At 41.5% G+C, this 26053-nt stretch carries 29 protein-coding genes and 1 tRNA gene; 18 read left to right on the top strand and 12 right to left on the bottom strand.

Annotation, left to right across the window (positions count from 1 at the left end; all coding sequences use genetic code 11):
- Positions 1-39 precede the first annotated feature (39 nt).
- Together FQ082_RS03385 and FQ082_RS03380 are read left to right on the top strand one after the other, a co-directional pair.
- Entirely contained in the window at positions 40-483 is a 444-nt protein-coding gene (locus FQ082_RS03385) for a hypothetical protein (protein WP_149492040.1), read from the top strand.
- A 107-nt stretch (positions 484-590) separates the two neighbouring features.
- Complete coding sequence (locus FQ082_RS03380; protein WP_149492039.1) at positions 591-1049, top strand: cell division protein ZapA; 459 nt, start codon at positions 591-593, stop codon at positions 1047-1049.
- A 94-nt stretch (positions 1050-1143) separates the two neighbouring features.
- On the opposite strand, the gene FQ082_RS03375 is transcribed toward FQ082_RS03380, so the two are convergent.
- From FQ082_RS03375 to FQ082_RS03360, 4 genes are all read right to left on the bottom strand, one after another.
- Positions 1144-1470: a hypothetical protein gene (locus FQ082_RS03375; RefSeq protein WP_410477375.1), complete on the bottom strand. Its 327-nt coding sequence runs from the start codon at positions 1468-1470 to the stop codon at positions 1144-1146.
- 146 nt (positions 1471-1616) lie between these two features.
- A complete protein-coding gene (glyS, locus tag FQ082_RS03370; RefSeq protein WP_149492038.1) occupies positions 1617-3710 on the bottom strand; it encodes a glycine--tRNA ligase subunit beta in 2094 nt (697 codons plus the stop codon).
- Between the two features lie 9 nt (positions 3711-3719).
- Positions 3720-4694, bottom strand: a complete 975-nt coding sequence (glyQ, locus tag FQ082_RS03365; protein WP_188018905.1) for a glycine--tRNA ligase subunit alpha — start codon at positions 4692-4694, stop codon at positions 3720-3722.
- 453 nt (positions 4695-5147) lie between these two features.
- Positions 5148-5360: a PspC domain-containing protein gene (locus FQ082_RS03360; protein WP_133104735.1), complete on the bottom strand. Its 213-nt coding sequence runs from the start codon at positions 5358-5360 to the stop codon at positions 5148-5150.
- 547 nt (positions 5361-5907) lie between these two features.
- Here FQ082_RS03360 and nadR point away from each other — a divergent pair.
- The 3 genes from nadR to FQ082_RS03345 all read left to right on the top strand — a co-directional run bounded on the left by nadR (position 5908) and on the right by FQ082_RS03345 (position 8436).
- The gene (gene nadR / locus FQ082_RS03355) at positions 5908-6954 is read left to right on the top strand and encodes a multifunctional transcriptional regulator/nicotinamide-nucleotide adenylyltransferase/ribosylnicotinamide kinase NadR (protein ID WP_149492037.1); all 1047 of its coding nucleotides are present in this window, start codon (positions 5908-5910) and stop codon (positions 6952-6954) included.
- Between the two features lie 61 nt (positions 6955-7015).
- Positions 7016-7777 carry a nicotinamide riboside transporter PnuC gene (gene pnuC / locus FQ082_RS03350; protein WP_149492036.1) on the top strand — a complete coding sequence of 254 codons (762 nt, stop codon included), beginning with the start codon at positions 7016-7018 and terminating at the stop codon, positions 7775-7777.
- Positions 7778-7980: 203 nt separating this feature from the next.
- The gene (locus tag FQ082_RS03345; RefSeq protein ID WP_020444220.1) at positions 7981-8436 is read left to right on the top strand and encodes a DUF962 domain-containing protein; all 456 of its coding nucleotides are present in this window, start codon (positions 7981-7983) and stop codon (positions 8434-8436) included.
- Between the two features lie 254 nt (positions 8437-8690).
- On the opposite strand, the gene FQ082_RS03340 is transcribed toward FQ082_RS03345, so the two are convergent.
- Both FQ082_RS03340 and FQ082_RS03335 read right to left on the bottom strand, forming a co-directional pair.
- Positions 8691-9482, bottom strand: coding sequence for an SDR family oxidoreductase (locus FQ082_RS03340; RefSeq protein WP_149492035.1), 792 nt, complete (start codon positions 9480-9482; stop codon positions 8691-8693).
- 359 nt (positions 9483-9841) lie between these two features.
- A tRNA-Gly gene (locus tag FQ082_RS03335) sits at positions 9842-9916 on the bottom strand.
- 508 nt (positions 9917-10424) lie between these two features.
- Between FQ082_RS03335 and FQ082_RS03330 the strand changes: the two genes are divergently transcribed.
- From FQ082_RS03330 to FQ082_RS03315, 4 genes are all read left to right on the top strand, one after another.
- The gene (locus tag FQ082_RS03330; protein ID WP_011514379.1) at positions 10425-11237 is read left to right on the top strand and encodes a M48 family metallopeptidase; all 813 of its coding nucleotides are present in this window, start codon (positions 10425-10427) and stop codon (positions 11235-11237) included.
- A 208-nt stretch (positions 11238-11445) separates the two neighbouring features.
- Entirely contained in the window at positions 11446-11790 is a 345-nt protein-coding gene (locus FQ082_RS03325) for a BolA family protein (protein ID WP_149492034.1), read from the top strand.
- 74 nt (positions 11791-11864) lie between these two features.
- Positions 11865-12224: a SirB2 family protein gene (locus FQ082_RS03320; protein WP_149492033.1), complete on the top strand. Its 360-nt coding sequence runs from the start codon at positions 11865-11867 to the stop codon at positions 12222-12224.
- Positions 12225-12357: 133 nt separating this feature from the next.
- Positions 12358-12759, top strand: a complete 402-nt coding sequence (locus FQ082_RS03315) for a hypothetical protein (protein ID WP_011514382.1) — start codon at positions 12358-12360, stop codon at positions 12757-12759.
- 118 nt (positions 12760-12877) lie between these two features.
- On the opposite strand, the gene trxC is transcribed toward FQ082_RS03315, so the two are convergent.
- Positions 12878-13312, bottom strand: coding sequence for a thioredoxin TrxC (gene trxC / locus FQ082_RS03310; protein ID WP_149492032.1), 435 nt, complete (start codon positions 13310-13312; stop codon positions 12878-12880).
- Between the two features lie 80 nt (positions 13313-13392).
- Positions 13393-14265, bottom strand: coding sequence for an MBL fold metallo-hydrolase (locus FQ082_RS03305; protein ID WP_149492031.1), 873 nt, complete (start codon positions 14263-14265; stop codon positions 13393-13395).
- Between the two features lie 351 nt (positions 14266-14616).
- On the opposite strand from FQ082_RS03305, the gene FQ082_RS03300 reads away from it, so the two are divergent.
- From FQ082_RS03300 to FQ082_RS03275, 6 genes are all read left to right on the top strand, one after another.
- Positions 14617-14907, top strand: a complete 291-nt coding sequence (locus tag FQ082_RS03300) for an ArsR/SmtB family transcription factor (protein WP_041772646.1) — start codon at positions 14617-14619, stop codon at positions 14905-14907.
- A gap of 70 nt (positions 14908-14977) precedes the next feature.
- Positions 14978-16690 (top strand): SulP family inorganic anion transporter, encoded by a 1713-nt coding sequence (locus FQ082_RS03295; protein WP_149492030.1) that lies wholly within the window; start codon positions 14978-14980, stop codon positions 16688-16690.
- Positions 16691-16868: 178 nt separating this feature from the next.
- Positions 16869-17195 carry a beta-lactamase hydrolase domain-containing protein gene (locus FQ082_RS03290; RefSeq protein WP_020444227.1) on the top strand — a complete coding sequence of 109 codons (327 nt, stop codon included), beginning with the start codon at positions 16869-16871 and terminating at the stop codon, positions 17193-17195.
- 123 nt (positions 17196-17318) lie between these two features.
- Complete coding sequence (locus tag FQ082_RS03285; RefSeq protein WP_149492029.1) at positions 17319-17651, top strand: TIGR01244 family sulfur transferase; 333 nt, start codon at positions 17319-17321, stop codon at positions 17649-17651.
- 169 nt (positions 17652-17820) lie between these two features.
- Positions 17821-18678, top strand: a complete 858-nt coding sequence (locus FQ082_RS03280) for a bile acid:sodium symporter family protein (RefSeq protein WP_149492028.1) — start codon at positions 17821-17823, stop codon at positions 18676-18678.
- Positions 18679-18822: 144 nt separating this feature from the next.
- Positions 18823-19563, top strand: a complete 741-nt coding sequence (locus FQ082_RS03275) for a glutathione S-transferase family protein (RefSeq protein WP_262498140.1) — start codon at positions 18823-18825, stop codon at positions 19561-19563.
- Between the two features lie 86 nt (positions 19564-19649).
- On the opposite strand, the gene ahpF is transcribed toward FQ082_RS03275, so the two are convergent.
- Complete coding sequence (gene ahpF, locus FQ082_RS03270; RefSeq protein WP_149492026.1) at positions 19650-21227, bottom strand: alkyl hydroperoxide reductase subunit F; 1578 nt, start codon at positions 21225-21227, stop codon at positions 19650-19652.
- A gap of 524 nt (positions 21228-21751) precedes the next feature.
- Between ahpF and FQ082_RS03265 the strand changes: the two genes are divergently transcribed.
- Positions 21752-22003: a YdcH family protein gene (locus FQ082_RS03265; protein WP_149492025.1), complete on the top strand. Its 252-nt coding sequence runs from the start codon at positions 21752-21754 to the stop codon at positions 22001-22003.
- A gap of 194 nt (positions 22004-22197) precedes the next feature.
- Here the strand turns inward: FQ082_RS03265 and ahpC are convergent, their stop codons facing one another.
- Entirely contained in the window at positions 22198-22764 is a 567-nt protein-coding gene (gene ahpC, locus FQ082_RS03260) for an alkyl hydroperoxide reductase subunit C (RefSeq protein ID WP_149492024.1), read from the bottom strand.
- Positions 22765-23041: 277 nt separating this feature from the next.
- Here ahpC and FQ082_RS03255 point away from each other — a divergent pair, with 277 nt between their 5' ends.
- Together FQ082_RS03255 and FQ082_RS03250 are read left to right on the top strand one after the other, a co-directional pair.
- The gene (locus FQ082_RS03255; RefSeq protein ID WP_133104746.1) at positions 23042-23950 is read left to right on the top strand and encodes a hydrogen peroxide-inducible genes activator; all 909 of its coding nucleotides are present in this window, start codon (positions 23042-23044) and stop codon (positions 23948-23950) included.
- Positions 23951-23995: 45 nt separating this feature from the next.
- Positions 23996-24667 (top strand): hypothetical protein, encoded by a 672-nt coding sequence (locus FQ082_RS03250; RefSeq protein WP_149492023.1) that lies wholly within the window; start codon positions 23996-23998, stop codon positions 24665-24667.
- On the opposite strand, the gene FQ082_RS03245 is transcribed toward FQ082_RS03250, so the two are convergent.
- The gene (locus tag FQ082_RS03245; RefSeq protein WP_149492022.1) at positions 24645-25250 is read right to left on the bottom strand and encodes a methyltransferase domain-containing protein; all 606 of its coding nucleotides are present in this window, start codon (positions 25248-25250) and stop codon (positions 24645-24647) included. The two genes, FQ082_RS03250 and FQ082_RS03245, sit on opposite strands and share 23 nt — an antisense overlap.
- Positions 25251-25384: 134 nt before the next feature.
- Entirely contained in the window at positions 25385-26053 is a 669-nt protein-coding gene (locus FQ082_RS03240) for a M48 family metallopeptidase (RefSeq protein WP_149492021.1), read from the bottom strand.

Here is a 26053-nt window from a genome sequence, read left to right as displayed (position 1 = left end):
CATTCATTTACGCTTATTTGTTAAGGATAAAAACTGACTATGTATGACCAACTTAGAATATTAGAAAAAATGATACTCGACATCAAAAAACAGTATCAGCTTGTCAGTGCTGAACTTAGCAGTCTCAAGCAACAACCATTAACCGACCCGAAAGAGCTTAGCGCCCTAAAAACTAAGTTAGATAGCAGCTATACAGAACGCGATACTGCCAAAAAACAATTTAATGATCTTGATAAACGCTACCAAAGCTTGGCTGAAGCGCACCATATGATCGGTGAAGAGCAAGATAAACTTCATAAACAGATTGAGCTGCTAGCACAACAAAACCATGACCTAAAACAGCATAATAATGAATTAAAGCAGCAGTATAGCGATATCAAGCAGCAAAACAGTGACTTAAAAAAGAAGAATGAATTGGCAGCGGAGCGTACACAAGTAGTATTACAACGCTTAACCCGTATTGATCAAACAGAAAGCCAGTAGTGTCTTATAGTCAAAAGTTAGCACTATTTTCGTTAATGAAGCTCACAAACGCTCACGATGACAGCATCCCTCTTCCACTTTATTGACCAGACATTGTAGGATTTATCATGACCGACAACCATAACAAAATCATTGAAAAACAGAAAAACAGCTCAGTAAAGAATGCTCAAGTAGAAACCAACCAAGTAAAAAATAATCAGGCACAGAAAACTGTATCAACTAATGCAAATACGCAAAGCAGCCCCACTGCTAAAGTGAATAGCGCACCTGAGCCGCAAATCAAGAAAGTCGATATTGCGATTGCTGGCATTACTTATCCTATCTACTGCCCAGTACATGAACAAGAAGAATTGCGTTCAGCGGTATCTTATATCAACGACTTTGCTTTAAATTTAAAAAGAGACGCACCAAGTCTTAGCCAAGAAAGCTTACTGGTATTATGCTGCCTAAATTTATATGAAAAAATCCAAACTCATGAAAGAGGTGAAGAAGATCGCGGGCAACAGGATAAGCAGTCTATGGCTTTGCTAAACAAAGTTATTCAAGATGCTCATTCTATTTTATAAGCCAATGCAGTGCTTGATACTTATAAATCTATCAAACGCTTAGTTTCATAAACTAAGCGTTTTTTATAATCAATAGATAATGCTGTTTTTAGACTTATGGCTGGTAAACCTTACCTGCATGAAAATCTGCTTGGTGCTCATAATTGCAAAAGAACAGCTCACCAGATGCTGATTTATCCATAATCTCTGATCCCATGTTGGCATCAGCATCAGCGCTGATATCAATCGTTTTAGCGTTAATATTGCTTTCAAGCACGCCACGATATTCAGCCAAGCTATTGCCACAAAAGTCACACTGACGCGGTGTAATAACATCGCCTTTTTTGGGCATCATGCTTTTGGGCGCACGCGGGTACATGAACTTATAAAATCCCCACATCGAAACCCAGATAATGATGATGATAATAATAACAGCTAACACGGCAGCGCTCCTTCAAATATGGCTGAATACATTATAAACGCAACGCTTCAGAATAATCATATAAAAAACTGGCTACAGTGAGCCAGTTTTTATTTTATAGAATACATTATTTAGCCGTTATAGTGACTAAGCTATCAGGGACCAAACTATAACTGTAGCTCACTGATATCAGCCACAGTTAAAAACAATGCGCGTACTTGCTTAAGCAATGCTAAGCGGTTGGCTTTAAGTGCCGTATCTTCACTGTTGACCATCACATTATCGAAGAATTGCGTCAATGGCTCATCTAAGCTAGCAAGCGTTTGCAATACTTGCGTATAGTCAGCTTGCTCAAGTAATGGTTGTACCACTGTCTGTGCTTGCTTCACACTCGCATATAAATTTTGCTCAGCAGGTTCAGATAGTAGAGCTTCATCAACAGTGTCAGCAACGCTCACTTCTGACTTAGCTAATATATTGGCAACGCGCTTGTTTGAATCAGCAAGCATCGACGCTTGAGGTAAGTCGCTAAACGTTTGAACGGCACGGATACGTTGATCAAAATCAAGCGGCATATGCGGATTGATTGCTTGCACGGCTTGAATGGTATCGACGCTAACGCCTTGCTCGGTATACATTGCCCGATAGCGCGAGTTCAAAAATGCCATCACTTGGGTAAATGTATCGCCCATCTTGTCAATCTTGCTACCTTCCGCGGTACTATAGCCCTTAATGGCTTGCTCAACGAGAGCCACTAGATTAATTGGCAGCTGCTTTTCAATGAGAATACGCAGGATACCAATCGCTGAACGACGTAAGCTGAACGGATCTTTTGAACCTGTCGGTGCTTGGTCAATGGCAAAAATACCGACGAGCGTGTCCAAACGATCTGCTAATGCTAAGCAAATACCAACTGGCGTCTGTGGTAATACATCACCACTGAACTTGGGCAAATACTGCTCTTCTAAACTGGCTGCTACGGCTTCTGGCTCATCATTCAAACGTGCATAATAAGTACCAGCGATACCTTGTAATTCAGGATACTCGCCAACCAATGAGCTTGCTAAATCTGCTTTGGACAAAATACCCGCACGCACTGTTTGATCGATATCAATCTGCTGACCTTGCTGTTGCATTAAGGCGGCAATAAAGGCGGCAAGCTTAGCAATGCGCTCAGATTTTTCCCAAATCGTACCCAGCTTGTCTTGGAAGACGCGAGTTTTTAGGCTTTCTGTCAGCGCGAATAATGGCTGCTTCTGGTCTTGTAAGAAGAAAAACTCGGCATCGGCTAAACGCGGACGTACGACTTTCTCATTACCTTCGATAATTTGATTGGGGTCTTTTGACTCAATATTGGTAATAAAAATAAAGTAAGGCTGCAACTTGCCTGCTTTATCAGTTAAGCAAAAATACTTTTGATCCGCTTGCATGGTTGAGATAAGCGCTTCTTGCGGTACTTGTAAAAAGCGCGCCTCAAAGCTTGCTCGTAGCGCAATGGGGAAATCAACCAATGCGGTGACTTCATCTAACAAACTCTGCGGTACGATAGCGTCAGAACCAACCTCATCTGCCAATGCCTTGACTTGGTTTTTAATCAGCATTTGACGCTTATCAAAATCAGCCACGACTTTTAAACCATCAAGCAATTGCTCATAATCATTGGCGTGCGCAATGTTATGGTAATCAGGGCTATGGAAGCGATGACCACGAGTTTGCGTCCCTGTCTGATGACCTTGGATAGTGGCATCAATGACAGCATCATCTTGCATCAAGACTGCCCACTGTACGGGACGCACGAACTCATTACGGCTCGCGCCTGAACGCATACGTTTAGCAATCGGCAAATTATCAAGTGCGGTTTGAAAAATAGCAGGTAGCAGCTCAGTGGTCGCTTGACCCTGAATCGTTTGCACATAACCGACGTAATCACCTTTATCGGTATTAATAGTGGTCAACTCGCTGGCTTCAATACCCAAGCCTTTTGCAAAGCCCATTGCAGCGCGGGTAGGATTACCTTCCGCATCAAACGCTGCTTTAATCGCAGGTCCACGTTTTTCTTCAGTGCGATCCGGCTGCTTCTCGCTAATACCTTCAATCTGTATTGCTAAACGACGCGGTGCCGCAAAGGCTTTGATACTATCGAAGCTGATATCAGCTTCAGTCAGCTGCTCAGTGACACTGGCTTGTAGCGCATCACGTAAAGGTTTTAGGCTTTTTGGAGGTAGCTCTTCACACCCCAGTTCAAATAGAATAGTACTCATGGGATGCTCCTATTTATTATTGTTAGTTGATTGGTTGTTATCTGTGTTTTCAGTTGCCACATCTTCTTTTGGCAAATACTTATCGAGCGCCGCTTGACGATGTGCCTCGTCTGCTAATGGAAAGCCTAACTTAGCGCGTGCTTCGACATAACCAATAGCAACCTTACGAGCAAGCGTACGCACACGTAGGATAAAACGCTGACGTTCGGTCACTGAAATCGCCCCACGAGCATCGAGCAAGTTAAAAGCATGTGAGGCTTTTAGTACCATCTCATAGGCTGGTAGTGGCAAGCCTTCAGCCACAAGCTTATCTGCTTGCTGCTCATAAAAGTCGAACATCTGACCCATCATTGGCACATCGGCATGTTCAAAGTTGTAGGTAGACTGCTCAACTTCGTTTTGATGGAAAACATCACCATAAGTGACACGGCCAAACTCACCATCTGCCCACACCAAGTCATATACGCTATCGACGCCTTGTACGTACATTGCTAGACGCTCAAGACCGTACGTAATCTCGCCGGTCACAGGGAAGCATTCAATACCGCCCACTTGCTGGAAGTACGTAAACTGTGTGACTTCCATACCGTTTAGCCAAATCTCCCAACCAAGTCCCCATGCACCTAGCGTTGGCGATTCCCAGTTGTCTTCCACAAAACGCACATCATGCACCAATGGATCAATACCAATTGCCTCAAGTGAGCCTAAATACAGCTCTTGGATATTAGGCGGATTGGGCTTAAGCACCACTTGAAACTGATAATAATGTTGTAAACGATTTGGGTTATCACCGTAGCGACCATCAGTTGGACGACGTGATGGCTGCACATAGGCCGCGTTCCAGCGCTCAGGACCTAATGAGCGCAAAAATGTTGCGGTATGAAACGTACCTGCGCCGACTTCCATATCATAAGGCTGTAAGATCACGCAGCCCTTATCCGCCCAATAATTCTGCAAGGTCATGATTAAATCTTGAAATGTCATCGGTTGAGAGTCTTTTTCTTGTGTCATCGAGGTTGTCGCTTGTGATGTCATAGTTTGGATTGTCATAGTTTGGGGCATTGTAATAAAGCCACTGTGGAATTAGTATTATGAAATAAAATATTGATAGCGCTCGTATCGCCTATATAGCAACGAGTCTATTTGACTGCTCACCTTACTAAAAATTGACTATTTTATCTATATTTACCTGAACTAAATTTACACCCTATGCCGAAATATTCAGTGTATGGATCATCAATAAGTAGATTTATGAGTGAATTCTAATCTTAAAAGCAATCAATGGTATAGATAAAAAAATACCCAAATGCGTGAGCATTTGGGCAGGAGGAAAGGTATGTCTTGGGCATCCTGATTGTTCAGGCTTTTTGTTTTTTGGGGTATTGCAATTTCTTATTGAACTATTTTACTTTATCACTGCTCTTATAAATCAATACTTTACTGATAAGACTGACCATTTGCCTTCGGCATGATGATCCATAATATGATATAAATCAAAATACCAGGTACTGCGGCACTCAAAGTTGAGACAATAAAAAACAGTAATCTCACCCAAGTTGGTGACCAACCGACATATTCTGCAATGCCACCCATCACGCCCGCTATCATGCGATTATTCTGTGAACGATGTAATTTTGCTAGCTTAGCCAAATCAAGTACCTCTTTTTATTATTTATTTTAATATTACTCTTATAAACTGCTTTATGATTTTATTTTAAAGACGTTTTACGTTTGTCTTTAAACTTATGAATAAGTATAGCAATTATTTCTCTTTTATCTGTTGGCTGTGTAGACGTGCTTTGTGAATTTATGCTACTTAAGCTTACTCTAACCTCTCATTAACACCCGTAAACCTCTGATTTTAAATAGTTATTTCAAATTGTTTCAAAGGCGGCTTTGTTTCTCGCATATTACACCTTTTGTTACATGTGCTATATTCTTTAATGAAACCAAATGCTTAGACCTTATTATTCTATCTTTAAAATAATCACTTATTTATTAGAATCATAATCTAGTAAAACGAAAACATAATAAGAAGATAAATCATTATTTTATTGATGAATACATCATAAAATAGGGACTATTTACAATAATCTACGGGTAAGTCTTCACGAACCTTTATACCATGCTTATAAATACTAAAAACTTTAGACAACTAAAAATAAATTGCACTCAGTAAGTGTGAATAAGGACAGCTATGTACGAGTCAGGATTGATGATTGGACATTTTGAGCCTCTACATTTGGGGCAAATGCGCAGTATATTAGATGCAGCAGGACAAGCAAAAAACTTACATCTTGTCATTATGACGCATCCATCGCCGCATCCAGATTTTAACATCACGTTGCAAGATAAAGCGCGTTGGTTACAAATGGCTTGTGCTGATTTACCTTTTATCCATATTCATACCACTGATGAGATTGAGCTGCCAGTACATGAAAGCTTTGCAGATGTGACGATTGATATCACTGCCAGTAACGCTAAGCTGCAACATTTGATAGATGCGTTAAACTTGCCTACTGAAACTGTATTATTTGTCGCAGAGAACCACCCGTTAGCACAGTCTGATATTTGTAAGCAGCTAATCATGCAGGTGGTCACAACACCGTTACAGCCTGACTTTGACTCTTATGCCATTGCACGAAATCCGGTCGCATATTGGTCAGCGCTACATCCGCAAGCACGCAGTAACTATACTAAGACGGTTGCTATTGTCGGCGGCGAAAGCTCAGGTAAGACCACATTGGTGCATAAGCTGGCCAATTATTATGGTGCTAGCTTTGCGCTTGAGATGGGACGGGTTTATGTCGGTACAGATTTGGGCGGCACCGAAATTGGATTACAATATAGCGATTATGGACCGATTGCCTTGCACCATGCGCAAGCGATTCGTGATGCAACAAGCATAGCCACGGCGCCAGTGACGATAATTGATACCGATTTTGTCACGACCCAAGCGTTTTGTGAAGAGTACGAGGGTCGCACCCATCCTTTTGTGGCCGCTTGCATTGATGAGTTTCGCTTAGACCATACAATTATGCTCGATAACAATGTGCCTTGGATTGATGATGGTATGCGCTCTTTGGGTACGCCTGAGGCACGTGGTCGTTTTGAGGCGCGTCTATTGGATATTTTCGCCCGTCATGATATTGAACCGCATATGATTGATCAACCGGATTATGAGGCGCGCTATCAGCAGGCATTGTTATTTATCGACCAGTATGTTTATGGTCAAAAAACGTAAAAGATAACCCAAATTAAAAAAGCATCATTGACAATATTATTTATTTTAGGAATATAACGCCATGCGTATTCAGCTACTAGACAATATCACTGGGAAATGGGCCATACAATGGATTGTCATTTGGTTCATTTGCGGTGTGCTTGCCTTATCTACAGGGTTTTGGCTGACCACCGAACATACCACGCTCGATTGGTTTTACTTAGGCGTGTCTTTTATCGGACTGGTATGCGTGGTTTCATTATCCTTTCGTAAAAACATCTTAGGTAATGGCTTTGGCATGGGCGCGACAGCCGGTGAAGTGGTCGTACAAGCGACCTCTGGCGCTGTTGGTCTGATGCTTGCGCCTTTGTTCAACTTCTTTACCCACGTCTATGGTATTTTTTATTGGTCAAAGCATACTGATGCTGATGGTGATATGGTGCCCAAATCTGCGAGCAAATGGATTTGGCTACTGACCATTAGCTTTATAGTGATTGGACTTGCCTTATTTCCAACGGTAAATAATTTACTAGCAAGCTATGGTTATGCGGTCGTTGAAGATGATAATAGTAAATTTTTAGGCCTTATCTCTTTCTTTTGGATTAACGTCATTGCTTTTATACTGTCTATCACCGCTCAGGCAGCGATGATTCTGCGCTATTCGTTTAACTGGTGGTTATGGATTTTATCCAACTTCGTTTGGTTGACCGTAAACTTGATGTCAGGCAATTACATCTTTGCCATTCAGACCATGGTCTATCAAGTAAACTCGTTTGTCGGGCTCTATGAATGGTATCGCAGCGAGCAAGAATCGGTCGAGACACCGACACACATCAGAAAATAAAGACTAATAGGCCGATTCTATATGAAAATTAATGTGGCACTTCAGCTTGAGTAGATGAAAGGGTCTTAGATTAGAGTATTTGACTCTACGGTCTAACAGATAAAATGGCGAATTACTCAGATTAGTGCTACAACTGGTAGTCGTAAGTAACTTTATTTATTTATCTATTAATCAGTCATTCATTTACTAACAAGGAGGTTGGTATGTCTGTCACTCAGAAAAAACGAATGTCTAAGCGTACGCTTGAGCAATGGCTCAGTGAGTATTCAGTCAGTCATCAAAATCTTATCAATAAAAAAATCCATTGGCTCTGTGTTCCGGCTATTTTTGTCAGTCTACTTGGGATGGGGATGTCGCTATCCGTTTGGTTTACCTTAATAATGAGTGCCTTGGTATTGTTATTTTATATGCGCTTATCAACGCCACTATTTATGGCAATGGGTATTTTTATTCTTATTTGTCTTTCAGTAATGACTCTATTCCCTTGTGGTTTTAAAGTTTGGGCGGCTGTCTTTGTGGTGGCATGGATTGGGCAGTTTATCGGTCATAAGCTTGAAGGTAAAAAACCTTCTTTTTTTGAAGATTTACAATTCTTGTTGATTGGTCCCGCATGGGTCGCAAATAGCTTAATGGGACGTAAGCGAGCTAGTGAATCATAGCTAAATCAGATAATGAGTCGATATTATTTTTAAATGGAAACGACTATACAATAAAGAAACGGCACCCAATCTCTTATTAAGTGCCGTTCCTATAGTCAGTCCTAAATAAAAGAAATACAAATTTTATAAAGCACTACTGGGGTTAATTTTTCTTGCTTGCTGTGCCTATGCAGACAGAGGCTGCGAATAATTAAACCCAGTAGTTCTGTACTCTTTTAAAAGTGGATCACCTATATCATAAAAACTACTGTCTATTAGTCCAAAGTCTGTACACCACCACCATTCACAAATATGGTTTGACCACTAACCCAAGTCGATATTGGCGCAGCAAAATACAACATAGCACCGGCGATATCATCCGCTTCACCTAGACGTTTAATAGGCGTATTTGCTAGCATTTTCTTCTCAATCTCTGGCGTTAGTACCGTTTTCAAAGCATCAGTACGCGTCGCCCCTGGACCGACCGCATTGACGCGCACTTCAGGACCAAAATCATGCGCCAAGTTTGCCACCATGTGATTGACAGCCGCTTTTGAGCCTGCATAGCCGCTCATATTCGGGCTTTTATTAACACTTGACATCGAGGTAGTAAATACAATCGAGCCATACCCTGATTTTTTCATATGCGGCGCGCACAGTTGACTTAAGCGCCACCCACTAAAAACGTTTAACTCAAAATCACGGCGAATGTCATCGACCGATGCTGTGGTTGGGTTTTCACGACCGCCACCACCGCCGCCTGCATTGTTGATTAAGATGTTAACAGTCCCAAACTCAGCGACTACTGTATCAACCATAGCGACCAAATCATCATCTTTTAGAATATTACATTCTATGGCAAGTGCTTTTACCCCAAGCACCTCAATATCTTTTACTGCTGCCTGTGCATCTTCAAGTTTTAAATCAGCAATAGCAATGTTAGCACCCGCTTCTGCTAAGCGTAGCGCTGTGGCTTTACCAATACCATTTGCGCCGCCCGTCACAATGGCACCTTTACCTGACAAATCGAATAGTTCATTAAAGGCTTTATGTTGAAATTCTTGCATAATGATTCCTCAATATAGATGTGCTTAGCTTGTTTACAGCACTATTAAATGCATAGCTATTAAAAGCGTACGGCTAATACCTGCATCAATCTTAAGAGTAAGCAGTTGCCAGTACGACTATTTCAACGCGATTGTAATCGAAGCGCTGACTAGAAATGATTATGCGTGGGATAGCTTGTTCTAATGTGCTAAGTTCATGCAGTTTTTGTAATGATTTATATTTGACTGAGTATCATGCCACTCTAGGCATTGTCATTAGCTACAGATGCTGCTAACTGATTGCTAACTCAAATTTCAAACATAAAAAAAGCCTTACTTCTTATAAGAAGTAAGGCTTTAGTGCTTTTACAAGCCATATTTGGAGCGGGAAAAGAGATTCGAACTCTCGACCCCAACCTTGGCAAGGTTATGCTCTACCACTGAGCTATTCCCGCTTAATATCAATCTATAGCGTTATTGCTAACAGCTACGTCTCGATAGGCTGGCTATTTTAGCAAATATTCTGAGCGTGTCAACAGGTTTTTTTAACTTTCTTATAGATATCACAATTTTTAGGTGTTTATTAGGACGATAATTCTCATATACAATTGATTTTATGGCTTATTTTTCTAACCATCGATATCCAATTATTTTTATAAATAATTGCTCAAATGTTCTCTTTAACGTATTTACTAATTATTCGAGCAGATTTATCAGCAAGTTATACATGAATACCACTTACAATCCTACCTTGTATTGTTACTTTTGCTCTATTGGTTTTCAACAGTTAACATAATTATACTTATGCACAAGGACGGTTCAGGTAGAATTTTACTGTTTTAGTAGATTGAGAGAAGGTAGTAGAACGTCAATAATAAGCTTCCCTTACCTCTACTGTATCAACACTGCTGTTATTTACTTTAATTTACTTTAATTTTCTTATTTATAGCGAGGACGTTTACTATGAAAAAACTACTTACCACGACAGTCATGGCGGCTTCATTGTCAGCACTGGCATTAACAGGTTGTACTAGCACGACCAGTACGGGTGCCGTTGGCGTTGATCGTCAGCAGTTGCTACTCGTATCAAGTGAGCAAGTATTGCAACTATCCGCTCAGAGTTATAATAAAACGATACAAGAAGCACGATCGAAACGTTTGCTTGATACCAACACTGCCCAGCTGAATCGCTTAAAAAATATTTCTAATCGTTTGGTCAATCAGGTTGGCGTCTATCGCCCTGATGCGGCAAAATGGCCATGGGAAGTGCATACGATTAAATCTAACGACTTGAATGCTTTTGTGCTGCCGGGTGGTAAAATCATGTTTTACACAGGCATTATCGATCGTCTGAACTTAAGTGATGATGAAATCGCTGCTATTATGGGTCATGAGATGTCTCATGCCTTACGTGAGCATTCACGTGAGCGCCTATCGCGTCAATATGCAACTCAGACCGGTATCGGTGTCGCAGCCAGTATTTTTGGTCTATCACAAGGTCAAGCTCAGCTTGCAAACGTCGCTGGTGACCTAGGTTTGAGCCGTCCGCATAGTCGCACTCAAGAAGCTGAGGCGGATCAAATCGGTCTTGAGCTAATGGCACGCGCAGGCTACAACCCACAAGCCGCTATTACCTTGTGGCAAAAAATGCAGCGCGCTAGCCAAGGCGAGCCACCACAATTCTTAAGCACTCACCCAACCAGTAGCAATCGTATCGCTGAGTTGCAGTCACTGATGCCAAAAGTAATGCCGTTATATCAAAGAGCACGTCGTTAATAGTGTTTTTTAAGCAGAATTTTTAAAGTAGACACTCATAAGTCATGACAAGCAGAGCCCATATCATCATGTGGCGCTCTGCTTTTTTATACCTGTTACTCATAGAATGCATTCCATCAATACCATGCAGACTCGATATCGGCGTCTGCTATAATGGTGACGATATATTGTCTAACGACAATGAAGCTTAATAGAATAAAGGATTGTTATGACTACCATTACCTCTACCACCAGTAGCACCCCTACTGCCGACGCACTTAGTCAGCAGTTACAAGAATTACAACCGCTGCACATGCAACTCGTTAACGAATCAATGAATCATGCCGGTTACTTTGACGGTAAAGAAAGTCATTTTAAACTTATTATCGTCAGCGAAGCGTTTACAGGCAAGCGCTTGGTTGCCCGTCACCAAATGGTTTATCATTTGGCAGATGCATTATTAACCTCAAAAGGTGGTCAAATCCACGCCCTAGCGATTCATGCCTATACACCGACAGAGTGGCAAGGTCAAAACCCTGATAGCCCGTTATGTGCTGGACAAAATAAAGGCTAAATGATATTTATTTTTTGTAATAAATAATCAAATGCTATCGATGAAAAATATAATTTTAAAGGGAACCATATTTGATGAAACATTTACATATGCTCATGGCCGTGCTGTTGATTGTGCTGTTTTTATATCAAAGCTATCTGGTATTAAGCGCAAATAAGCAAGCACCACGTGTGGTCAAGATATCGTCGCACATCCTCTACGCTGTTATGATTCTTTCGGGCGTTGGTATGCTGATGCAATTGATGAGCGCCAATGCACCTGTACAATGGGTATTTGCCAAAATCATCTTGCTTGTGGCTGCTATCAGCGCCAGTATAAAAGCCTTTAATAATACTGCAACACCGAGCCAAAGAAAAACCGGTATTCTCATTGCTGGGGCAGCATATGTGGGTATTGTGATACTTGCCTTTACCAAACCGGATAACTTATTCTGATAAGCACTTAGATAAGCACAAATACTCCTGCAATGAAAATGACGAAATATTCTATGTATTTTCAATATCTTAATGAGACTATTTTTGCTATCTTAAATAAATAAGAACGCAATATTAGCTTACTGGAGCCGCTATGAAAACTCTTACTGTAACAGCATTACTAGCAACCGCTGGCATTTTTGGTCTCTCAGGCTGTGCTTCTACGGGTAATATTACGCCGCAATATATCCCGCCAAGCACCTATCAGAGCTATGATTGCCAAGCACTAAATCAAGAGTATATCCGTGTCAATAGTTATGTGAATGCTGCCCGTAACGAGCAATCAACCTTAGCATCGACAGGTGTGGGTGTTGGGATATCTGCAGGGCGCTGGGGCATCTCCCCTAATATCAGCTTTGGGGTTGGTCAAAGCAACAATAATAAAGCGCGTGATGCCAAGTTATCGCGTCTATACGGCGAACGTGATGCGATTATCCAGTCAGCACGTATTCAACGCTGTAGCTTTGCTAATGGCATCAAGATTTATGGTGAGTAGGCTAAAACTGCTTTAATTCATCCAGCATAATAAAAAAGCCAATACGCGATACACGTATTGGCTTTTTGTTGAGTTCAATAAATTCAGACTTATGAGACAGCATTTATTGCAATAACAACTATTTTAAGCTTTGGACCCATTGAACAATTTGATGGCTTGGTAGCGCTCCCGACTGCCGTGCTATCTCTTTACCATTTTTAAATGCTACCATCGTTGGTAAGCTGCGAATATTATAAGGCGCCGCTGCTTGCTCATATTTATCGGTTTGTATTTTAGCAAACACGACTTGTGGCAACTGGCTGGCAGCTATCTTGAACTCCGGTGCCATCATCAGACAAGGTTGACACCAACTAGCCCAGAAGTCCACGATGGTCAGCACTTCATTTTTTTGAATGACTTTACTCACCGTTTGGGCATTTAACTCATGCGGCGTTGCAGTCAGTAAAGGCTTCGCACATTTACCGCAGTTTGGTGCAGCACTGAGTCTGGAATCTGGTACACGATTCGTTGCTTGGCAATGTGGGCATACTACATGAGCATTTTTTTCACTCATAATAAGACTCCGTTAAATTATCATAAATATAAAATCATCATAAAAATGCAGAATTAGATAACACTGTACTAACACGGTGTTTATTCCCCAAGGACATTGATAGGTACTTTTAGATAACGTGTACCATTGTCTTCAGGTTTCGGGAAATGACCGGCATCGATATTGACTTGTACTGCTGGAATAATAAGCCTTGGCATCTCAAGATTGGCATCACGGCGCTCACGCATCTCTACGAACTCAGCTTCATTGATACCCTCTTTTACATGAATATTGCCTAATTTTTGCGCAGCGACCGTCGTAGTTGGGCAATGCTTGCGCCCCTTACTAGGATAGTCATGGCAAAGATACATCATCGTATCTTCGGGCAGTTTGAGCAGTTTTGTAATCGATTGGTATAGAGTTTTCGCATCCCCACCTGGGAAGTCACAGCGCGCCGTACCCACATCAGGGGCAAATAAAGTATCACCGACAAACACCACGGTTTTTTCGTCGTCAGTGGCAAGATAAGCCATGTCAGCACGTGTATGACCGGGGACATACATAGCAGTAATAGTAATGCCGCCTAGCGCTAAAGTGTCACCATCATCGGTCAAAACATCAAACTGACCGGCATCGGTGCGAAAACTGCTGTCAAAGTTAAAAATCTGCTTAAATATTTTTTGTACTTCCGTGATGTGCTGACCGATTACTAACTGCCCGCCAAGTGTCTCTTTGACATGAATAGCTGCCGATACATGATCAGCATGGGCGTGAGTTTCGATAATATAGATCAGCTCCCAACCATGCTCTTTGACAAATTCAACCACTTCATCGACGCTCGTTGTACTCGTACGTCCTGACTTGGCATCAAAATCCAATACGGGATCAATAATCGCACACATTTGCTGCTCAATGTCGGCGAGCACATGGGTATAGGTTTCTGTATCGCTATGTAAGAATGAATGAACTTGCATGGCTACTCTCCATTTTTATATGAATGTTTTAATTTTTGATGAATTGTTACGTATAATAGGACGATATCTATCGTATTTAAAATAAGTCTATTAATTGGCTATGAGCATCAATATAGCAATTATTTTATAATATATCAATTTATATAATGTAAATAATGATAACTTGCTATAAATGGCGATATGATTGATAATTAACCCTATACAGTTATATACAATTTTTCCATTTATATTTTTATCTCTTATCTCTTATCTAAGGAGCTCGCTCTGATCACTTCTACTTCAGTACTGAGCACATTTGATACCAATGGTGACAGCAATGACGGCTTTGCGCCAAAAGACCTTGCTGAAAAAATGCAGCAAGCATCAATGCAAGCCAGCCAACTGCTTAAGTCACTCTCGCATCCTGATCGCTTGCTCCTCCTCTGTCAGCTGACTCAAGGAGAGTACTGCGTCAGCGAGCTTGAAAGCTTGGTCGGTGTTGGGCAGCCAAGCCTATCGCAGCAGCTTGGTATTTTGCGTAAAGATGAGCTAGTAACGACACGCCGTGAAGGCAAGCAGATTTACTATAGTATCGCTAGTGATGATGCATTAGCCGTACTAGAGCTGTTGTATCAGCGTTTTTGTGCCCCTGCTGAGGCATAGATGATTGGCTAAATCTCATTGATTAAATTCTGGTGTTCATGAACATTTTTTATTGTGAGGACGTACTGCCATGCCCTCTATTGCCACTCGACTGATACCTGTTTGGTTACGTCAATACCAGCTGTCTGCCTTGCCAACCGATATCATTGCAGGGATAGTCGTTGGCGTGCTCGTTATTCCGCAAAGCTTGGGCTATGCGGTCTTGGCAGGCTTGCCTCCAGTCTATGGCTTATACGCGGCTATCGTGCCTGTGGCGGTATATGCGTGGCTCGGCTCTAGTAATGTACAAGCCGTCGGACCTGCTGCTGTGACCGCCATTATGACTGCAAGCGCGCTGCATCCTTATGCGGATAAGGGCGCTGAGCAGTATATATTGATGGCAGCCCTACTAGCACTCATGATGGGTGCGATTTTGTGGCTGGCAGGACAGCTGAAATTGGGCTGGATTATGCAGTTTATCAGCCGCGGCGTCTCTGCTGGATTTATCAGTGGTGCCGCTGTGCTTATCTTTATAAGCCAGCTTAAATATCTAACTGGCATACCCATTTCAGGCGATGGCTTAATCGGTTATTTATCGAGCATGCAAATGTATGCCAATCAGCTGCATCCGTTGACGCTAGTGATTGGTGTCAGCGCCTTTGCACTCATGCTTCTTAATCGCTACGGTAAAAAATGGGTTTGGCAGTCTTGGTTATCCGCCTCTTATGCGAAATGGGCAGAGCGCCTGTTTCCTCTTATATTGCTGACCGCTGCAATCGCTCTCAGTATCGTTTTACATTGGACGACAAGCGGTGTGGCAACGATTGGTAATGTACCGAAAGGACTGCCAAGCTTTACAGCGCCATATCTGCCAGACTTTCATGAAGCGCTCAATTTATTACCGACCGCAGGACTGATGGCGCTGATTGCATTTGTATCGAGCAGCTCTGTTGCTAGCACTTATGCACGTTTGCGCGGTGAGCTATTTGATGCCAATCGCGAGCTGACAGGGCTTGGACTGGCTAATGTTGCTGGTAGCTTTTTTCAAAGCTTTCCTATCGCTGGCGGATTTTCGCGTACGGCTATCAATGTCGATTCAGGTGCCAAAACGCCTTTAGCGAGCTTGGTCACAGTGTTAGTTATGATAGCTGCCTTGATAGCATTTGGGTATCTGCTTGCTCCGCTGCCCTATGCAATTTTGGGCGCAACCATCATGGCAGCTATCATAGGTCTTATTGACATAGTGACGCTAAAGTCGGCATGGCATCGCGACCGCTTAGATGCAGCAAGTTTTATCGCCGCGTTTGTCGGCGTATTGATATTTGGGTTAAATACAGGGCTCGTGATTGGACTTATGGTGTCGTTTGCTAGCTTGATTTGGCAGTCAAGCAAACCGCATGTCGCTATCGTTGGGCAGCTCGCAGGGACAGGTCATTTTCGCAATATTAATCGTCATGACGTAGTGACCTTTCATAATCTATTGATGCTGCGTATTGATGAGAGCTTGTTTTTTGGTAATAGCGAATCAGTGCATCGTCACGTGGTACAAGCCACGCGTCAATATCCAGAGGCAAGCGAGATTATTCTTATTATGTCGGCCGTTAATCATATCGATTTGACCGGACAAGAGATGCTTATTAGCTTAAACCAAGAGCTATTAAATCAGAATAAGCATTTGAGCTTTAGCTTTATTAAAGGCCCTGTCATGGACATCATTGAGCACACACCGGTGATTACTGATTTATCAGGACACGTGTATTTAAGCACTATGGATGCAGTTAATGGTTTAAAAGACACTCATTAATGTCATTTGTACTGTTTATTAGGCTAAGAATAATTAATGGCTATCTATAACATATAGATATGATAAAAGCTGTGTTATGCTAAATTATTAGGACTACTAAAAAAACTACTAGCCTGTAGCGCTTTTTTTGAGCTCATTATATCCTCTACTTTTTTTATAACCTTTATTGATATTACTTATGACCGATGACCTAACTATTTATAAGCAAATTTACCCAAGCCAATGTATCAAAATTGCAGAGCTTGGCTACCGCTCTGTGCTCAATATTCGTCCTGACGCTGAGGTTGATTCGCAGCCTAATAGCTGTGATTTTAGCAGTGCAACGGCGAAAGCCAATTTGAATTATCAGCATTTACCCTTTGATGATGAGCGCTTGAGTATGGCGACTGTGGAGCAGTTTGCTGCTTTTTATCGTACGATGCCAAAACCCATATTGATGTTTTGTGGTACGGGCGCACGTGCAAAACTGTTGTACCAAAGCGCATTGATGCAAGGTCTGCTATAAGCGTTGATATAAAAAGGCAATAAAGCTTACATACTTTATCTTTAGAAAACTATCCATTGCGCTTAGGCTTTGTATTCTCGTACTATCCATTTAATTTTAATATAAAAAATAAAAGGAGCTCTTATGAGCCATCAAGTAAGTATCACCGGACAAATCACCCCTGACCAAATACCGATGATTGCAGAAAATGGTTTTAAAACCATTATTAACAATCGTCCAGATGGTGAAGAACCGAACCAGCCAACTAGTGCTGAGATTGCTGCTGCCGCCGAAAAATCAGGACTTGCTTATAAGGAAGTGTCTTTTGCTGGTAGTGAGCTGAATCAGAACCATGTTGAAGAGTTTGCTGACTTTTTTAATCAAGCTGAGCAACCAATGTTGATATTCTGCCGTACGGGCAATCGCTCAACTGGCATCTATGAAGCGGCTAAGCGTATGGATTTGCTAGACGACTGATATCATAATCAATAATTTAAAGCAATAAACTAAGAAGCCCATATAAATATATGGGCTTTTATAATATTTAAGACTATATTTTAGATGCTGTAAAGCAATATATCGCCACAAGGAATGGGCGTTATAAATATAGTGCAAGTATAACCGTTAACTTTACAAGGAATGTTCCATGAGTAATACCGCATTAGCTCTGCTGCCATTAGCCCTTGCTTATATTATGTTTACCTTAGGAACTGGGCTTAAGCCCAGTGACTTTAAGGTTATCGCTAAATATCCAAAAGCATTTATCGTGGGCTTAATCAACCAAGTCATTTTTGTGCCTTTGGTCGCTTTAGTAGTAGTATTGCTAATGTCGCCACCACCTGCCATCGCCTTTGGTATTATGCTGATTAGCTTTTGTCCCGGCGGCGTGACCAGTAATATGCTCACCTACTATGCCAAGGGTAACGTAGCACTGTCGGTCGCGCTCACGGGCGTAGTCAGTCTATTATCGGTGGTGACCCTGCCTATCTTAATCACCTTGGCTTTCAATCACTTTATGAAAGACCAAGCAGGCTCTATCAGTGCGGTAAAAATCGGCGTTGTAATGTTTTTATTGACCACTCTGCCAGTGACCCTTGGTATGCTCGCCCGCTACAAATTCACTGATTTTATGATACGTAGAAGCGGTATCCTAAACGGCTTAGCCAGTGTCTTTTTTGTTTTAATCGTCCTTGCGGCTATTGCTACCAATTGGCAGTTACTACAAGAGCAATTGGCAGCTATTGGGCTCGAGCTTGCGCTGATTATTGTTATCTTATTTGTCATCAGTATTTTGACGGCAAAGGCGTTACAGCTAAGTTGGTTTGATACCAAAACCATCGCTATAGAAACCAGTATTCAAAACAGTACGACCGCGATTACCTTAGCCCCTATTATTATGGGCGTGAGTACATTGCCGGTCATTGCCCTACCCGCTGCTTTATATGGCGTGCTGATGTATGTGATTGCGCTGCCAATTATTTTTCTGATTAGGAATAAAAACTGATTGAATAAGTAAGCCTGAATGAGACTATGAGCTATGCCCGTCTACATCGGATGGGTATTTGCGCAAGGAAATATCTAGATAACGACATCGCTTAATTCAAATAGCATATAAGCGTTATTTTCCAAAAACTTATAGAGTATGATTATGAAAAAACCGCTACTTATCATCGGTAATAAGAACTATTCGTCATGGTCATTGCGAGCTTGGCTACTACTCAAGGCATTCAATATTGACTTCGATGAGCAACTGATTGAGCTGTTTCATCCATCAGCGACACCCATTCTCAATGAACATGCGCCAACAGGAAAAGTGCCAGTTTTAATCTATGGTCAAGGTGATGAAAAAGTTACGATATGGGATACTTTAGCGATTGCCATTCATGCCAATGATTGTCTGACAGATTTAGATGTTTGGACAGGATTGAGTAAATCTAATACTGAGAGCAATACTAGCAACAGAATAAATAGCGCTTATTGCCAAAGTATTATTGCTGAGATGCACTCAGGGCTAATGGGCATCCGTAGTGAAATGCCGATGAACATCAGAGCCACTGCTAAAATACGTCCGAGCGCTGCTTGCTTAGCTGATATTGCCCGTATTGAGCATATCTTTGTAGAATGTTTGACCAACAGATCGTCAGATAGCTATTTGTTTGGTCATTTTACTGCCGCTGATGCGTTTTTTGCTCCTGTTGTTTTACGGCTGCAGACCTATGCCAAGGCTTCAGGAATCATATTAACGCTGCTTACTGAACAATATTGCCAGACTCTTCTAGACAATCCCCATGTCCAAGCATGGCAAAAGTCAGCACTTAAAGAAACTCGCATCATTGAAGAAGATGAGGCAGGTGAAATACTTTCGGTAGTTGGGGTATTAGCTAAATAGCATTTGCTTAACGTCTATAAGTAACAAAGCTCCGATACCTATTAGGATATCGGAGCTTTTTATTTTAGAAAATATTAAAGACTGGCTTACTGCATAACCAAGTATTCGAAAGCTGATAATGCCGCTTTTGAACCTTCACCCATCGCAATATTAATCTGCTTAAAGGGTACGGTCGTGACATCTCCACAAGCAAAGATACCTTTGCGATCTGTACGGCAGCGCTCATCAATTTCAATTTCGCCAAAGCGGTTTAAATCGACGAAGCCTTTAACGAACCCAGTATTTGGTATCAAGCCGATCTGTACAAACACCCCTGCAACATCAAGCTCTTTATTCTCGCTGCTATTGCGATCTTGATAGACGATAGACGATACTTTACCCTCAGTCGCTTTAATTTCTTGGGTCGCTGCACTGGTAATGATATCGATATTTGTCTTTTCTTTGGCTTTATTAATCAATACCTGATCCGCTTTCAAATCATCAGCAAACTCAAGCACAGTCACATGCTTCACGATACCAGCAAGGTCTAATGCCGCTTCGATACCAGAGTTACCACCACCGACGACAGCAATATCTTTACCTTTGAAGAATGGACCATCACAGTGCGCACAGAAAGCCACGCCTTTACCGATGTTTTCTTCTTCGCCAGCGACCCCAAGCTTACGCCACTGAGCACCAGTCGCCAAGATAATACTACGCGTCTCAAAGGTCTCACCAGTATTTAGATGAATGCGATAGTTTTCATCAGCTGTCTCACTAATCTCTTTGACACTGACGTGCTCTTTAAGCGTAATATTATATTCGCGCAAATGCTTTTCAAAGTTTACCGAGAGCTCGCCACCTGTGGTTAAAGGTACTGAGATTAAGTTTTCAATATCTTGCGTATCTTTTACTTGCCCACCGATACGGTCAGCCACCATGGTAACTTTTAAGCCTTTACGCGCGGTATAAATCGCAGCAGCAACCCCAGCTGGACCCGCACCAATAATCGTCACATCTTGTTTCTCTAACTGTTCAGCATCATCTTCAGCTTCTGCTAACAAATCAGGGAATTGCTCTTGTAACTTCTCAATCAATTTAGCCGTGTCGATCAGACCATTAGCAAACGGCTTGCCGTTTAAGAATACTGCTGGTACGCCTTGGATATTATTCGCTTCTACTTGCTCTTGGAATAGTGCACCATCGATCATCTCATTACTGATGTCATCGTTTAGCAGCGCGAATTGGTTTAGCGCTTGCACAACTTCTGGGCAGCTGTGGCAAGAAAGCGACACGTAAGTTTGAAACTGTAGTGGCTTATTAAAGCGTTTAATCAGCTTTTGAATGCCTTCATCAAGTTTTAAGGTATGACCACCAGCCTGTAAAATTGCCAATATCAGCGAAGTAAACTCATGACCGCCTGGAATACCACTAAAGACAATACCTGTATCCGTCAAAGCACCATCGATGTGACTACGCACGGCAAAACTAATTGGGCTTGGCAAACTGTCATCTTTAGCTTGTGCGTCAAAATTAATCTTATCTGTCGTACCAGCGATTTTGCTCAAAAAATCAATCAACTCAGCACGCTTGCTATGCTCGCCGCTACCTAAGACAAAGCTGATTGGGCGGGTCATATTTACGCTATAGCTCTTTACTGCATCTAATAAGCTTTGGTCTATCATAATTGTTCCTTGTTATTATCGAATATGTAACGTCAGCATCAGTGCTGCGCGTTTAAATGAGTAAGAGTCATATACCAATACTGCTATTTATATGCGGCATATAACCTTTGATACGTCTATTATCAAAGGTTTGAGGGTTTTGAGCAAGCGGATAAACCCAAACCTTATGTTTTATAAAACCTATCATAAATCAATATTTTTATTTAATTTCAAAATTACTTCTAAATGATAATCAATACTAACTATAGTATCTAAGTATTTTTTTCGCTACAATCGAGTGAAGCGGATAGAAGAATTCTATGCGTGTTATGGCAGATTTACTTTTATAAGTATTCGATAAATCTGTTTATTAAACATACTTTTTAAAAGTAGATTCGCTGGTATTAAGCCTGATCGTTATTCAGTTAAATAAAGGTTCGGTTCCATAAAATCTAAGTCTCATAATTATAGTAATTCATCAAAACAATCTTAAGACCATGCGCGGATGCTTATACAAGCTTGCGCTTCATAACAAGGATGACAAGATGAGAAAGACAGATACATGGCAAGATAACAAAGATATTATTGCTGAACTTAAACAAAAAGACAGTCACTTTGCGACTATCTTTGATGAGCATACCCAGCTAGACCAGCAAATTAATCAGCTTGATAAAGATATGGTCACGCACGCCAGTCGTGAAGAAGAAATCGAGCAGATGAAGCGGCGCAAGCTGCATCTAAAAGATGAGATTTATAAAATAATCGATAAAAATAAATTAGGATCTCATGCCTCCTAGCATGTAGTGGATTCATGAAAAACATGAACTAGCAAAAAACTAAAATATAGCTTATTGCATAACATAACTTGCATAACACAAAAAGACCCCATCAACCTAAGCTGATGGGGTCTTTTTTTATCGCATTGATATAACTAAAACTAGAATATTCAATACCACAAATATCTAAATCGTTAAGCGAATTAAGCTACTACTTAGATTTTACCAACTAAATCAAGGCTTGGTTTTAAAGTCTCTTGACCAGCTTCCCAAGCGGCTGGGCAAACTTCGCCGTCGTTTTCACGAACATATTGTGCCGCTTTTACTTTACGTAGCATATCTTTTGCACTGCGGCCAATACCGCCAGCATGGATCTCAGCAACTTGAATTAAGCCGTCTGGATCTACTAAGAATGTACCGCGCTCAGCTAAACCTGCTTCTTCAATCATGACGTTAAAGCCACGAGTAATACGGCCAGTAGGATCACCGAGCATTGGGTAAGTTACTTTACCGATTGCTTCTGAAGAATCATGCCATGCTTTATGAGTGAAATGTGTATCCGTTGATACCGAGTACACTTCTACGCCTAAACCTTTTAACTCGTCGTAATGAGCTGCCATGTCTTCAAGTTCAGTTGGGCAAACAAAGGTAAAATCGGCTGGGTAAAATAGGAAAATTGCCCAGCTGCCTTTTACGTCTTCTGAAGTAATGGTTTTAAATTCACCATTTACAAACGCATCTGCTGAAAATTCTGGGATTTCTTGATTGATAATAGACGCCATGAGTGGCTCCTTTTTTGATTGATTAAAGTTTCGTTAATTGAAATTTATTTATAGATTTGCATCTATTAACCCTTACACTATCGGGGCTACCTGACAAACTATACGCGAATTCTATGGTTAATCCAGTTAAAAGTTTTTAATGTGATGTTTTGTTTTATTAAACTTGTTAAACTATTCTCTCTACTTTTTATATCTATACATCAGTGAACATTGATAGTGTACACAAGATAAATAAGTAAAACAAATCGCCTTACAAACCCATTGATAGAGAGGTTTTATGATTACTTTACGTCAACTTGAATTCGCCTTAGCCGTCGCCAAACACCGTCATTTTAAACGTGCAGCAGAAGATTGTAATATCTCGCAATCAGCGCTGAGCTTGGGTATCGCTGAGTTAGAAAAACAGCTTGATACACAGATTTTTGAGCGAAATAATAAACAAGTCTTGATCACCCCTATCGGTGAAGATATCTTGGTGCGGGCGCAGCGGGTGTTTTCTGAAGTCAACGACTTGACCACCCGCGCGCATAGCCATCAATCGCCCCTTGCCTACCCTATGACCGTTGGTATTATTCCAACGATTGCACCTTATCTGCTACCAAAAGTGTTGCCTGCGCTGCGTGAGCACTATCCAGAATTTCGTATGACTATCGTCGAGCAACAAACAGAACGCTTGCTTGAGCAAGTACGTTATGGACATATTGATACCGCTATTATTGCCCTACCTTATGCGGTAGATGGTTTACATAGTTTCGAGTTTTGGAGCGAAGACTTCTTTGCCGTCTTCCCAAAAAATGATGTACATGCCAAGCTCAAAACGATCAACGCTGATGAGCTGGCAACAGCAAATCTCATGTTACTTGGCGAAGGGCATTGCTTGACTGACCAAACGCTATCTGTCTGCCATTTTGACCGTGCGCAGATGAAATCCAGCTTTTCAGATGCCAGCTTAAACACACTTATTCAAATGGCACTTGCTAATATGGGTACGACGTTAGTGCCAGAAATGGCGTTAGACCAGCTGCATCTGCAAAACCAAAATGCAGTCGCGATACCACTAGCTGAGCAAGGCCCTCATCGTCATATTGCCTTTGTCACACGTCTAAATTATGCCCGTGTCGATGATGTCAATTTGCTTGGTAAAGTGTTTAAGCAGGCATTTGAAGACGCTGCCAATAAGAAGTAAATAACAATTTCTAAATGATAGACAATCATCAAACGGAGGTTGAATATGGACGGATTGTCACAAATAGAGACTGAGCTTGGTAAGGTTTTTGAGTGGCATTTAATAGCTATTAATAATGCTATCAAGCTCGCGAAAGTTAATGCGCTTTGGCAAGATATCGCCGTGCGTTATAACGAAACCCAGCGTGCTTATCATAGCTTGCAGCATATTCAGCAATTATTTTCGCAGTTCGAACAGATTAAGCATCAGCTGCATGAGCCGTATATTATCGCTTTGGCGCTCTATTATCACGATGTCATTTATGATCCAAGGCGCTCAGATAATGAACTAAAAAGTGCAGAATATGCGGTAGAAGCATTAAAAGGATATCTGAGTGCTGAGCAATGCCAACATATCTACGCACTGATTATGATGACAGCCACTCATGAGCTGCATGAATGTCTAGATAAAGATACTGTCAGTGATGCGGCTTATCTCTTAGATATGGATTTAAGTATTTTGGGTACGCCTTGGTCTGAATATCAGGTCTACGCACAAGCGGTGCGTCAAGAGTACCGCCATATAGCAAACGAGGATTATCGTACTGGGCGTATTGCGGTCTTGCAGAAATTACTCGCACACCCAGTACTTTATTTGACAGCGTATTATCATAACTACTTCGAAGTGCAAGCTCGAGACAATATCAAGCGTGAAATCAGTCTTTTACATGCATCTTGATAAAAAGCTCACTGCCTTGCCGTGCTGGGTGTGAATTGTAACTCGGCTCCATAATATCAATGTTAAAATGAGTCGCAAAACGCTGCTGATATTCATCTTTTGTACCGCCAAACGGTGGCTCATCTCGCCCAAAATCTTTGTCAAATAGCAACCCAATCAGTTTACCATTCGGTTTCAGTAATGCTGCCATCTGCTGCACGTACTCGTCACGGCGTGATGGATTTATCGCACAAAAAAACGTCTGCTCAAGCACCCAATCAAACTGATATTGCTCAGGCGATAACTCAAAAAAGTCGGCACAGATTAGATGCTTAGCTGGAAAGTCAGAATAACGCTCAGCAAACGCTGCAATCGGCGCAGGGGCAAAATCAACCAAGGTGACATTGGTAAATCCTTGCTCATGCAGATAACCGACCTCGTAAGCATTACCTGCTCCCGGCACTAAAACAGCCTGACTTTTAGCAGATTCAGGCAATTGGTCAATATAAGCTTTGAGCGGTGGTGACACCTTTCCCATATCCCAGCCGATACTATCCTCTTCATAACGCTGCTGCCAAAACTGCGCTTGATTGACGTTTTCCATATGACATCCTTGTCTCTCTAATTTTCTTATTCAACACGGTTTATATAATATACTCATTAAACAACACATTTTGTATCGTTATTATCTATCATATCAGGCTTATCGACATGACTGAAACCACCTAAGTATTATCTCTAATCGAGCTGACCACCTTTACCCGCCAACATATCGTGCCAACGCTGATAGTCAGGCATCGCAGTCGCCACTGCTTGCCAGAACGCGCTACTATGATTGGGATAATGTAGATGACACAGCTCATGGACGATGACGTATTCTGTGCATTCAATAGGGTAAGCAGGCAGATACACAGATAACCAAATTCGGCGCGCACGCGTGTTACAGCTGCCCCAGCGCGTATGCATTTTTTTTAGGCGTATCTCATTGGCTGTCGCACCGACAATCGGTTGCCACTTTGCAAATAATGCAGGCATTGCTTCAGAAAGATGTTGCCGATAATAGGCAATTTTTTTATCGTGGTTTAAGGTGAATGGTTGCTTTATCCCCCACAATAGCAAGGTGCTGTCAGCCGTTGAAGATTCCTTTGAAGGAAATTGTTGGCGCTTATATTGTTCTAAGACTTGTGGGTGGTTTTCTATCGCCCATGGCACGCGCCTTGCTATAGCCTGTGCGACTTGTGTTGAGCTAATAAACGATGGCACAGACACCATTAGCTTATGTGGCTTTAAGCGAAAATTAATATTTTTAACCCGCTTTTTGCTTATTTGTAATTCAATGCCTTCCTCTGACAAAAATTGAATAGTGTTTTGCAACAAAGGACTATGGTAATCAGGTGTCACATTCAT

The organism is Psychrobacter sp. ANT_H56B, assembly GCF_008369245.1.
Classification (GTDB): Bacteria; Pseudomonadota; Gammaproteobacteria; order Pseudomonadales; family Moraxellaceae; genus Psychrobacter; species Psychrobacter cryohalolentis.
Note: the sequence above shows the minus strand (reverse complement) of the source record. Positions and strands in the feature narration are given on the sequence as shown.